11 protein-coding genes are annotated in these 10,972 nt (G+C 63.9%); 8 read left to right on the top strand and 3 right to left on the bottom strand.

Features of this window, described 5'->3' with window-relative positions; genetic code table 11:
* Nucleotides 1–94: 94 nt before the first annotated feature.
* Nucleotides 95–1,933 carry a hypothetical protein gene (locus ABS64_RS00115; protein WP_292679911.1) on the top strand — a complete coding sequence of 613 codons (1,839 nt, stop codon included), beginning with the start codon at nt 95–97 and terminating at the stop codon, nt 1,931–1,933.
* Nucleotides 1,934–1,979: 46 nt separating this feature from the next.
* Nucleotides 1,980–2,874, top strand: a protein-coding gene (locus tag ABS64_RS00110) for an IS5 family transposase (protein WP_292679910.1) whose coding sequence is annotated in 2 segments (ribosomal slippage) — nt 1,980–2,330 and nt 2,332–2,874 — 894 coding nt in all. Because the reading frame shifts where the segments join, the coding sequence is not laid out codon by codon here.
* Between the two features lie 339 nt (nt 2,875–3,213).
* Here ABS64_RS00110 and ABS64_RS00105 read toward each other — a convergent pair.
* A complete protein-coding gene (locus ABS64_RS00105; RefSeq protein WP_231567546.1) occupies nt 3,214–4,350 on the bottom strand; it encodes an HAD-IIA family hydrolase in 1,137 nt (378 codons plus the stop codon).
* Here ABS64_RS00105 and ABS64_RS00100 point away from each other — a divergent pair.
* The 3 genes from ABS64_RS00100 to ABS64_RS00090 are packed head-to-tail and all read left to right on the top strand — an operon-like array spanning nt 4,349 to nt 6,571.
* A complete protein-coding gene (locus ABS64_RS00100; protein ID WP_042540839.1) occupies nt 4,349–4,795 on the top strand; it encodes an RpiB/LacA/LacB family sugar-phosphate isomerase in 447 nt (148 codons plus the stop codon). The genes ABS64_RS00105 and ABS64_RS00100 overlap by 2 nt on opposite strands.
* Nucleotides 4,792–5,643 (top strand): transketolase, encoded by an 852-nt coding sequence (locus tag ABS64_RS00095; RefSeq protein ID WP_042540841.1) that lies wholly within the window; start codon nt 4,792–4,794, stop codon nt 5,641–5,643. Before ABS64_RS00100 ends, ABS64_RS00095 begins: the two co-directional genes overlap by 4 nt.
* Nucleotides 5,633–6,571: a transketolase C-terminal domain-containing protein gene (locus tag ABS64_RS00090; protein ID WP_042540843.1), complete on the top strand. Its 939-nt coding sequence runs from the start codon at nt 5,633–5,635 to the stop codon at nt 6,569–6,571. Before ABS64_RS00095 ends, ABS64_RS00090 begins: the two co-directional genes overlap by 11 nt.
* Here the strand turns inward: ABS64_RS00090 and ABS64_RS00085 are convergent.
* Both ABS64_RS00085 and ABS64_RS00080 read right to left on the bottom strand, forming a co-directional pair.
* On the bottom strand, nt 6,568–7,569 hold the full coding sequence (locus ABS64_RS00085) for an IS481 family transposase (RefSeq protein WP_292679906.1): 1,002 nt from the start codon (nt 7,567–7,569) through the stop codon (nt 6,568–6,570). The two genes, ABS64_RS00090 and ABS64_RS00085, sit on opposite strands and share 4 nt — an antisense overlap.
* A 152-nt stretch (nt 7,570–7,721) precedes the next feature.
* Nucleotides 7,722–8,450, bottom strand: coding sequence for a GntR family transcriptional regulator (locus tag ABS64_RS00080; protein WP_292679905.1), 729 nt, complete (start codon nt 8,448–8,450; stop codon nt 7,722–7,724).
* 163 nt (nt 8,451–8,613) lie between these two features.
* Between ABS64_RS00080 and ABS64_RS00075 the strand changes: the two genes are divergently transcribed.
* Genes ABS64_RS00075 through dhaL form a run of 3 tightly spaced genes read left to right on the top strand, consistent with a single transcriptional unit; the run spans nt 8,614 to nt 10,922 of the window.
* Nucleotides 8,614–9,492, top strand: a complete 879-nt coding sequence (locus tag ABS64_RS00075; protein WP_042540849.1) for a class II fructose-bisphosphate aldolase — start codon at nt 8,614–8,616, stop codon at nt 9,490–9,492.
* Nucleotides 9,489–10,262 (top strand): HAD-IA family hydrolase, encoded by a 774-nt coding sequence (locus ABS64_RS00070; protein WP_292679902.1) that lies wholly within the window; start codon nt 9,489–9,491, stop codon nt 10,260–10,262. The genes ABS64_RS00075 and ABS64_RS00070 overlap by 4 nt, the downstream gene beginning before the upstream one ends.
* Before the next feature lie 18 nt (nt 10,263–10,280).
* On the top strand, nt 10,281–10,922 hold the full coding sequence (gene dhaL / locus ABS64_RS00065) for a dihydroxyacetone kinase subunit DhaL (RefSeq protein WP_042540853.1): 642 nt from the start codon (nt 10,281–10,283) through the stop codon (nt 10,920–10,922).
* Nucleotides 10,923–10,972 lie beyond the last annotated feature (50 nt).

The following is a 10,972-nucleotide window of genomic DNA, read 5'->3' as shown; positions in this document are numbered from 1 at the left end:
AGCGGGCAGGAGTCAGCGTACTCCTGCCCGCTTCGTCGTGTGGCGCCGGTCCCGAGACCTGGCCGATGATCGCGCGGCGTCGCGTGTATGCGCCATGCTGAACACACGCTCATTGTTCTGGGGAGATCACATGAATGCAGCCGGGGGAAGATTCGTCGCCGCCATCGTCACGACCGTTCTCGCGACGGGACTTCTCGTCGCGTGTACCCCACCGGCTGTGGAGCCGACGAACCCAGGATCACTGGACGTCACGGTTGCAGGTGGGGACCAGCCCACCGTCGAAGTTGCTGCTCTCCCGGAGGCCGCGGCCGCCGAAGTCACGGGGCTGGGGCAGGCGACAGAGTTTGTGATGGGCACTCCCATGAGCATCGAGCTCGCCGGAGAGTTCCCCGCGGGTGGGGCCACGCTCACGCGCACGTACGCGCAGCCACTCCCCGACGACGTCGCCGCGACGTTCGCGTACTGGGACGAAGTATTCGAGACCTGGCAGGCGGTTCCGACGTCCATCTCCACGGACCGTCGCTCGGTCACCGCTGACGTCGACCATTTCTCGATCTGGACCGATTTCCTCTCCGGGTCACAGCAATCCTTGACCGCCATCCGTGACAGCGCGGCGAAGGCCGGGCAAGCGGTCGCAGAGTGGACGACAGGTGCGGTCAATACCGCGAGCGGGGCATTGCACTGGTCGCTCGGCAACATCTTCACGAAGCGGGTCGAGCTCCCCGAATGCGATCTGCCGACACCCGCCTGGGTCATCGACCTCCCGGTCGGCGTCGGCGTCGATGATCCCGTCAGATTCTGCGCCGGATACGACAAGGCGAATCCTGAGCTGCTCGTCGTGAAAGCCCGCGCGAACCGTGGCTACGGGTTCCCGGCGGTCTTGAATGTTCAGCCCGTGTGGGAGTACAACTCCACCTCAGAGAATTCGATTGGCAAGCTCCTCGAACAGGTCGGGAGCCTCGATCAAGCCGTTGCGGACGCCACCTTCCAGCTCCTGAACGAGGGGCGTTTCGTCGGCGCGGGCGAGGAGATCAGTTTCGGCATCCCCGCTTCTTCGCTGACAGATTTCACGAACGAGTATCTGCTTGAGATGCGGTTGCCTTCCGTCGCGCAGGTACTCATGTCGACCGTCGCGCAGCAACTCGCGGCGTGGGGTGCGTCGAAGATCAACGGCACGCTCGCGGCTGCGCTCGCGGTGGCAAACTGTGGATCGTCGCTCGCAGGTGTCACCGACATCGGTAATGGCGCCGGTGCCGTCCTCGGGTGCCTTCGGTCGGCAGACGAGAAGATCGCACAGATGATTGGGCTCGCACTCCTTGCGAACGGGATGCAGGAGAATGCCGCGGGAAAGCTGGCCGGGCAATTGGTGGGAAAGATCAGCGTCGCTCTGGCACTCATGCCCGCTGCGATCAACACGATCGACTACATCGCCGAGATGACGCTCCCGCAGAACGCGAGATCCCTGACAATCTCGGCTGCCGAGGTAACGGCGCCGGACCCCGACGAGCCCTGGCTCATCACCGCGGAAGGCGTCGGTCCGATCCGTCTCGCGCACGTAGAGGAAGACTTTGCGCTGGTGCGCGAGCGTCGATACCTCTGCTCCGGCGCGGACGTTGCTTGGGCTGTTGCCGGGGGCGCGGACGGCAACATCGGCGGTGGTGAACGCGGACCATGGATTCAGATCAGTGCTGTCGGTGAGGTCACCGGGGACGTCGCCGCTCCACGCACCGCGAGCGGCATCACCATCGGCACCACGCTCTCCGAGTTGAAGGCCGCCGGGTTCTACTCGAACGTCGACAGTGAGTTCTGGTGGAGCTCCGTCGACGGTGTGGTGCTGACCGCCTACGTGACAAACACATCGGGCGGCGCAGAGCCGCAGGTGACGAGTCTGGTGCTGGGGAGCGATAGCCTCGGCGCGTACGACTGCGGCTAGGGCGTGTCTGACAAAGGTTCGGGTGGCTGGCTGCGAGCCTGAAAGCATGTCTCGTTTTCGGATGCTTTCGGATGCTCAGTGGTCGCTGATCGAGCCGATGCTGCCACGTCCGACGGGGCGTCCGGGTCGGAAGTTCTCGGATGCGCGGACGATGGTCGAGGGCATCGTCTACCGGTACCGGACTGGCCTCGCATGGCGGGATCTGCCGCCGGTGTTCGGGCCGTGGCAGACGGTGTGGACGTGGCATCGGCGGATGGCGTTCGACGGGACGTGGGATCGGGTAGCGGCGATGATCACGGCAGCAGCAGACGCGGCGGGCCTGATTGATTGGTCGCTGTCGGTGGACTCCACGATTGCTCGTGCGCATCAGCACGCAACGAGCATCACCCGCCTCACAGGGGGCTGGATCGAGTTACAAGAATCTGCAGGTCGAGCCGCCTGATCACGGCATCGGCCGCTCCAGGGGTGGCCTGTCGACGAAGATCCATCAGCTCGTCGATGGCAATGGGCTGCCTCTGGTCACTCTGGTCACGCCAGGGCAGGCCGGGGACTCTCCGATGTTCCTGCCGCTGATGGGACATCTGCGGGTCGGGCGCGAAACGGGCCGGCCCCGCACCCGTCCGGACGCGGTGCGGGGCGACAAAGCGTACTCATCCCGCGCGATCCGTTCTCACCTTCGAGGCCGAGGCATCAAAGCTGTGATTCCCGAGCCCGACGATCAGAAAGGACACCGCAAACGTCGCGGCTCACGCGGCGGCAGACCCGTCGGTCTCGACGCCGCCGACTACCGGAACCGGAACGTCATCGAGCGCGGCTACTGCCGCATCAAGCAATGGCGAGGCCTCGCCACCCGCTACGACAAACTCGCCGTTATCGACCGCGCCGCCGTCGTCCTCAACACCGTCATCGCATGGACCAAACCTTTGTCAGACACGCCCTAGCCCGAGTCGATGTCCGCATTTTGAGCCGGATCGCTGATTGACACGTACGTGTCAGCGGTGTGGGGCACGTGGTGATGGAGCGCTCCGGTGCGAAAGCCACTGCCATCATGTGATGTCGTAGACCATCGGGTCGAAATCCACGAACTCGGGGCAACTGCCGTCCTAGCCATGAGTTCCCCTTCCGTCTACTCATCCAGCAAACGCCGCCCATCCGACGGGCGACGGAGCACTCTCCCGCGCTGTAACCGACGTCAGCCCTCCGGCGAGGGGGATGTTGTGCTGTTGCGGATCTTCGCAGAGCAGGAGGTCGGCAGGTGCTGATGAGTGACGTACCGGCCGTCAGTCGAGGGCCGCGGTGATGACGTCGTGGAGCTCGGTGTCGAGCTTGAGGCTGTCGAATGCTGCGGCATATTCCCAGATGAGAGCGGCTGTGGCTCGGATGACATTCATCGGCTCGTTTCCTGGCGTGACGAGGCGAACACGTTGTCCTTCAGCCGCGACCACCGCGTTGGAGACGGTCGATGTCAGGAACTGGTCGTTGCGCGTGAGCCGGGTGGAGGGGTACGGCAGGGTGAGATCGCGCAGGTCGCGCAAGATGAAGTCGGGGCGTGCATCGGGGGGTGCAGCGAAGACATCGCGTGGCCGGCTGATGCCGGTGAGGACGAGAGCGCTACTCATCTCGGATCGTCTTGCGCCTCTGATGTCTGTGTCGATCCTGTCGCCGATGAACAGCCATCGGGAGCCGGGGAATCGCTCGCGGGCGGCGTCGAAGAGCGCCGTCTCGGGCTTTCCGGCAGCGAGAGGTTCGCGGTTGACGACAGCGCGGATGGCAGCGACGAGTGCTCCGTTGCCAGGCGCCAGTCCGCGCTCGAGCGGGAGGGCGGTGTCGAGGTTTGTGGCGACCCACGGGATCCCGGAGGCGAGAGCGTAAGTAGCTTCGGCCAGGTCAGTCCAGCTCACGTGTTGTGAGAAACCTTGGACGACCGCGTCGGGGTGCTCGTCCGCCGTGCGAACAAGTCGGTACCCCGCCCCTTCGAGCACCATCGTCAACCCCGGACCGCCGACGGCCAACAGCGGCGCCCCCGGCTCAACCACATTCGATAGGAGCAGCAGCGTCGCCTGAGGCGAGGTGACGACATCATCCGCGTCGGCGTGCAGTCCCATTGTCGTCAGCTGTTCGGCTACGTCCGCCGGCAGCCGGGAGGCGTTGTTCGTCAGGAACCCCACCGTCTTACTTTCTCGCGCCGAGTTCAGAGCGGTGATGGCATGCGGTATGGGTGCTGCGCCGCGGTACACGACTCCGTCGAGGTCGGAGAGAATAACGTCCGCACTATCGAGCGGTGTGGGGTGGGCATCTCTGGCCATGCTGTCTCCCAGTTCGATGGGCGGACCATCCAGTCCGATCTTCCATCTTACGTCGATTCGGTCTATCCTCAGATATACAAGCCTATACAGGTATAGATAGGAGACATGCATGTTGATTGGAATTGGCTGCGACCCGAACGCAACAACCCTCAAGGATGCCGTCGCTGATTACCTTCGTGAGCTCGGCCACGAGGTTCGCGATTTCGGCTCCGACGACCCCCTATATCCGAAGACGGCCATTGCGGTGGCGGAAAGCGTCGCGGCGAAGGAGGTCGAGCGTGGTGTCGTGATGTGCGGCACCGGCATCGGCGTCTCCATCTCGGCGAATAAGGTTCCCGGCGCATACTGCGCCCTGCTCACGGATGCGTACCAGGCCGAGCGTGCACAGCTAAGCAACGACGCCAACATGGTCGCTTTCGGAGCTCAGGTCACCGGCGTCGAGTCGGTCAAGCGACTCGTTCGCGAGTACCTGTCGGTGTCGTACGTGGAGAACGAGCGGAGTGCGCCGAAGCTCGTCGCTCTGTACGACTACGAAACCGAGAACACTCGCGTATGAATGCCATCCCGCTGCAGATCGAGGCGGAGCTCGCACGCCTCAACGTCCTGCGGATGGTGCGGGCAGGCGGTTCTGGCCACCTCGGCGGGGCGCTCTCGTGCATCGACATCGTGACCGCCTTGTATTTCGCGACCATGCGCGTCAACCCGCAAGCCGCGAAGGACCCGAATCGCGACCGGTTCCTGCTGTCCGCGGGCCACAAAGCAATGGCGCAGTACGCAGTTCTCGGGCGTCGCGGTTACTTCGAGGAGGCGCTGTTCGACACGTACGGCTCTGTCGGCAGCAAACTCGGCGGTCACCCCGACCTTCACAAGCTTCCGGGCATCGAAGCGAATACGGGTGCCCTGGGTCACGGGCTGTCGATTGCTGCAGGGATGGCACTGGGCCTCCGTGCCGCGAGCAACGGAGGACGGGTTTTCACCATCCTTGGGGACGGTGAGCTCCCCGAGGGGGCGAACTGGGAAGGGGCGTCGATTGCTGCGCACCACCGACTCGACAACCTCGTCGCTTTCGTCGATGTCAACGATCTGCAGATTTCCGGGCCGACCGCTGAAGTCATGAACATGGAGCCGATTGCCGACAAGTTCGCGGCGTTCGGGTGGAATACCGTCACCATCGACGGGAACGATATCGATGCCGTCCTCGACGCTGTCAGCGTTGCGGATGGCGAAAAGGGCCGGCCGACCGTTGTCGTTGCTCGCACGACGAAGGCGAAGGGCATCAGCTTCCTGGAGGGAACCCTTGCCTCGCACTACTGGAAGCCGACGGTCGAGGAGCTCGACCGAGCCGAACGTGAAGTGCACGCCCGCATCGACAACCTGCGCGAATGGAACGACCATGGCTGCTGAGACGCTTACTCTTATCGATCCGCGAAAGACCTTCGGGCAAGCAGTGACCGACCTCGCTGCGGACGATGACCGTGTCGTCGTCCTCTCCGCCGACAGCGGGCTGTCGTCGGGGTTCGGCTCATTCCGCGAGCGCTTCCCCGACCGCTACTATGAGTTCGGCATTCAGGAGCACGGAACGACGGGCGTCGCCGCAGGTCTCGCGTCGACCGGCAAGATCCCCGTCTTCGCGGCCATCGCAGCGTTTGTCACCAACCGGAACTACGAAGCATTCCGCAATGACATCGCGTACATGGGTCAGAACGTCAAGATCGTCGGTCGCAACGGAGGGATCACTTACTCCGACCTCGGGCCCACACACTACTCCCTCGAAGACTATGCAATCATCCGCATGCTTCCCGGTGTCGTCGTCCTCTCACCCCAGGACCCCGGAGAGATCCGGGAGGCAGCGAAGGCGATGATTGAGCACGACGGGCCCGTGTACATGCGCATCGGGGGCCCATCGATCCCCGATCTGTTCCCACAGGCACCGTTCACCATCGGGGAAGGGCGGATGATTCGGGAAGGGTCTCGCGCAACGGTCGTCACGACGGGGACCATCACCCCGGAGGTCGTGGTCGCGGTGCAACGGCTCGCGGACGACGGCATCGATGTGGACCTCATCGGGATGCCAACTGTCGAACCTGTTGACGCGGCGCTTATCCGCGCGTCCGCTCATCGCACCGGACGAGTCATCACTGTCGAGGAGCACTACACCCGCGGCGGTCTCTCCGCGGCCGTTGGCGAGGCTCTGGCATCCTCGGGAATTCCCGTGCACGCCATCGGGTTGCCGCATGAGCACATCGTCACCGGTACGTACTCAGGACTGCTTGCTCGATACGCGCTTGACGCCGCGGGACTGGACGAGCGCATTCGGCTGCTCGTCCGCTAGGTGTACTGCCCAGGCAGGTTGTTTGAGATCCGGCTGATGGGCGGGAGCTTCCCGATCGCAGTGTGGGGCCTGTGGTGATTGTAGAAGTGCAGCCAGGCGGGCAGGGCTGCGCGGCGGGCTGATTCGCTGTTGTAGTGCTTCACGTAGGCCCAACCGTCGGCCATAGTGCGATGGAATCGCTCGATCTTCCCGTTCGTCTGCGGACGGTAAGGACGTGTGCGCTTGGGTGTGATGGCGAGCTCGGCGCAGACGCGTCGCCAGGCGTGGGAGCGGTAGGCGGGGCCGTTGTCCGAGAGGACCCGTTCGACGCGGACGCCGCGGTCGGCGAACCAGGACACGGCCCGTTGCAGGACGCCGATCGCGGTCTCGGCGCGTTCGTCGTCGTGGATCTCGGCGTAAGCGACGCGGGAGTGGTCGTCGATGACGGTGTGGACGTAGGCGGTGCCGGTGACCATGTCGCCGGCGATGCCTCGCTTTCCGGTGCGCTTGGCCGTGACTGCTCGGTTGCGGTCGCCTTGGGACCGTCCGACGTAGCGCCAGCCGCCGCCGTCGGGGATGTTGCCGAGCTTCTTCACGTCGACATGGATCAGCGCGCCGGGCTTGTCGTGCTCGTACCGGCGGGCGGGTTCCCCGGTCTTCACATCGACATGCGAGAGCCGGTTCAGTCGACACCGTTTCAGCACCGCGTGGACGGTCGAGGCCGGCATCCCGACGCGGTCGGCGATCTGGACCGGCCCCAGGCGCTTGCGGATCCGCAGGTGCACGATCTTCTTCACACGGTGCGTCGGGGTCTTGTTCGGATGCGCATGCGGGCGCGAGGACCGGTCGGCCATCCCCGCTTCACCGAGCTCTACGTAGCGTCGCGCCCATTTCGCGGCGGTGGGCCAGGAGACACGGAAGTAGTCCGCCGCCGCGGCGACCGTCCACTCCTCGTCGACGATCTTCTGTGCAAGACGGAGCCTTTGGCGCGGGGTGAGCGCCGCGTTAGCGTGAGACACGAGAACCTCCTGGTTCAGAGCGGATGCGGTAGCAGCTCCACTCTGCCGGGAGGTTCTCGTCACATCAGGGAAGCCAGATCAAACAACCTCCCTGGGCAGTACAGCTAGGCGGACCCGCTGTGGTGGACCCCGAGTCATCCACCACGGCGGGTTCACTCACGCTTGTAATCGAACTTCAGCCGCACCGTATCGCCGCGGAAGACGATGGTCGAGTACTCAAAGGCCGTCCCTGCCGGGTTCGTGATGACATCCGTCAACAGCAGTGCCGGGTCGCCCTTGCGCAGCTCCAGCAGCTTGGCGTCGGTTCCTTCGACGGCGATGACTTCCAGATCTTCGGAGACGCTCTTCATCGACAGATTGAATTTGTCTTCGAGAACCACGCACAGCTGCTCGTTGACGACATCCAGCTGATCCAGTCCCGGCGCGAGGCTCGCTGGCACGAAGGAGCGGTGGACGCTCAGAGGCTTCCCGTCTACCGTCCGCAGTCGTATGATGGCGATGACCTCGGCGCCCGCCGGCAGATTCAGGTGCTCACGCACTCTCGTCGGCGCGGGAACGCGCTCCGTAGAAATCAACGTCGTCGCGATGTCGTACCCGAGCACTTCGAGCTGCTCACGGATTCCTTTGTATGCAGGAGAGACCGCGTTGATCTTTTGCGGGGCGACGAACGTGCCCTTGCCGGCAACGCGGATGAGCAGACCATCACCCGCCAGTTTGTTGAGCACACCACGAATCGTCATGCGGCTCAGGCTGTACTCCCGGTTCAGCTCGTTCTCCGACGGGATGCGCTGCTCGGGTGCCCACTCACCACTGGCGATCTTCGCGTGAAAGATGTCCTCGAGCTGCTGATAGATCGGTGTCGCTGAGTCGCGCTCAATCACGGCCGTCATCTTTATGCCTCCAAAACTTTCCACATGATCTTACCTAGTCCGTCTTGTATAGAGTTGTATAGCCATGTACTCTGGACCAAAAGGACCGGAACGAAAGATGTTCTGGCCGGAGCTCGCTGAGGCAGAGCCTGACACAAGGAAGTGAGATCGGACTATGGCCGTATCAACTCGTCGTCTCACGACGGGAGCGCGGAAGCACGGATACGCGGTTCCCGCTGTGAACGTCTTCGACGAGATCAGCATGCGCGCGGTCATCGCCGCAGCCGAGGAGAAGGACTCGCCTCTGATTGTCCAGATCTCGACAAAGACTGTTCGCACCTCGGGGACCGCTTTCATCACGAGCCTTTTCCAGGCGCTCACGCGGCACACATCCGTGCCGGTCGCGCTCCACTTGGATCACTGCCCGGACCGTTCTGTCCTCTCTGACGTCATTGCCGCCGGGTGGTCATCGGTTCTCTTCGATGCTTCTGACCGTGATCTTGCTGACGCAGAGCGTGAGACGACGGAAGTCGTCAAGGAGGCTCACGCAGCGGGCGTCGACGTCGAATCCGAGATCGAGAACATCCTCGGGGTCGAAGACGGAGTCGGCAGCGACGAAGCCCACCACGCGTATACCGTCGACCAGCTCGCAGCCATCGCGGAGCGCACCGGTGCTGACCTGCTCGCCCCGCAGTTGGGCACGAGCCACGGCCTGTTCACGTCCAAGCCGACCCTTCTCCCTGAGCGCGCCCGCGAACTCGCGCACCTCACGGACAAGGGAATTGTTCTTCACGGGGGAACCGGCCTTGAGCCGGCCGACTTCCGCGCCTTCATCGACAATGGCGTCTCCAAGATCAACATCTCCACAGCCGTCAAGCACGCGTACATGCAGGCATCGGCGGAGCATCTCGATTGGGCGCGCGCCAACAACCATTGGGATCCGCCGAAGTTGGTGACTGCCATCGGTGATGCTGTCACCAGCGTCATCGGTGACCACATCGAATGGTTCGGCTCCGATGGCACGGCAGCCAAGGCGAAGGCCGCCAAGCCGTGACTCGCGCCTTGATCTTCGACTGCGACGGAGTGCTCGCAGACACCGAGCGCGACGGTCATCTGCCTGCGTTCAACGACACCTTCGCGCATTTCGATCTTCCCGTGCGTTGGTCCGAAGAGGACTATGCCGAGAAGGTGCGAATTGGCGGCGGTAAGGAGCGTCTCGCCTCGCTTCTCACCAGCGACTTCGTTGCATCGGCGAACCTGCCCACCGATGAGGCTGCGCAGATCGACCTCGTCAAGCAGTGGCATCGGTTCAAGACTGACCGCTACACGGCGAAGGTTCGAGCCGGCGAGATGCCGGGGCGGCCCGGAATCGCCCGAATCGTTAATGCCGCCCATGACGCAGGATGGCTGCTCGCCGTCGCATCCACGTCCGCCGAAGAATCGGTGCGCGCTGTGCTGGAACATGCGGTCGGCGAGGACGCGGCCTCCTGGTTCCGTGTCTACGCAGGAGATGTCGTCCCAGCGAAGAAGCCGGCACCGGACATCTACCTGCTCGCTCTGCGGGACTTGAGAATCGACGCAACGGACGCCGTCGTCGTCGAGGACAGTCAGAACGGGCTACGCGCCGCGGCTGCGGCAGGGATCGCCACCGTCGTGACGGTGTCCAGTTATACCGCCGATGAGGACTTCACCGAGGCGGCACTGGTCGTTGACAGCCTGGGCGACCAGCCGCAGACGCCAGCACACTTCCTTTCCAACCCGCGCGGCGTCGAGGAGACCGGCCAGGTCACTCTCGACACCCTCACTGCCCTCACCATCCGATAACCGAAGCCGAGGAACATCATGAGCAGCACCTTCAGCCAGGCGGGCGTCGCCCGCGTCGAGAGCGTCATCAAGCTCATCGCACAGACGTGCGTCGACAACGAGAAGTACTTCAGCGACCTGGACGCCGTCGCCGGCGACGGTGACTTCGGATACTCGCTCGCTCGCGGGTTCGAGAACGTCATCGCCGAGTGGGATGAGTACGACCGGTCGGTTCTCAGCACCTTCATTCAGAAGGTCGCGACAACGATGTCCGGCCGCATCGGCGGTACGTCCGGCCCGATCTGGGGCACCGCGTTCCTGCGCGCTGCGATCTCCGTGAAGGACAAGAACGACATCACCCAGGCCGATGTGGTCGCGATGCTCCGCTCAGCCATCGAGGGCATCATGAAGCGAGGTGGCGCATCCCTGGGAGACAAGACGCTGCTCGACGCTCTGGTCCCGCTCACCGACGCCATCGAGGCGGACCTCGGTAAGGGTCTGGACGGCAAGGCCGTGGCTCAGCACGCCGCTGAGGCCGCGCGCGCCGCCGCCGAAGAGACCGCGAAGCTCGAGGCACACCGCGGCCGAGCGTCCTACGCAGGTGAGCGCAGCATTGGCTCCCCTGACCCCGGCGCCATCGCGATAGCGGTGCTCAGCGAGCGCGTCGCCGAGGCCTGGTAACGACTTACCCTCCCTCCATTACCCATCCGACACAAAGAAGTGAGAACACA

The sequence above is a fragment of the Microbacterium sp. SCN 69-37 genome (genome assembly GCF_001724435.1).
Lineage (GTDB): Bacteria > Actinomycetota > Actinomycetes > Actinomycetales > Microbacteriaceae > Microbacterium > Microbacterium laevaniformans.
This window is presented reverse-complemented; position numbering and strand designations above follow the sequence as displayed.

Bases quoted from the DNA above. Each gene is read 5' to 3' on its own strand.
- dhaL (WP_042540853.1), top strand. From the start codon at position 10,281: ATGAGCAGCACCTTCAGCCAGGCGGGCGTCGCCCGCGTCGAGAGCGTC.
- ABS64_RS00090 (WP_042540843.1), top strand. From the start codon at position 5,633: ATGGCTGCTGAGACGCTTACTCTTATCGATCCGCGAAAGACCTTCGGG.
- ABS64_RS00075 (WP_042540849.1), top strand. From the start codon at position 8,614: ATGGCCGTATCAACTCGTCGTCTCACGACGGGAGCGCGGAAGCACGGA.
- ABS64_RS00100 (WP_042540839.1), top strand. From the start codon at position 4,349: ATGTTGATTGGAATTGGCTGCGACCCGAACGCAACAACCCTCAAGGAT.
- ABS64_RS00105 (WP_231567546.1), bottom strand. From the start codon at position 4,350: ATGCATGTCTCCTATCTATACCTGTATAGGCTTGTATATCTGAGGATA.
- ABS64_RS00095 (WP_042540841.1), top strand. From the start codon at position 4,792: ATGAATGCCATCCCGCTGCAGATCGAGGCGGAGCTCGCACGCCTCAAC.
- ABS64_RS00115 (WP_292679911.1), top strand. From the start codon at position 95: ATGCTGAACACACGCTCATTGTTCTGGGGAGATCACATGAATGCAGCC.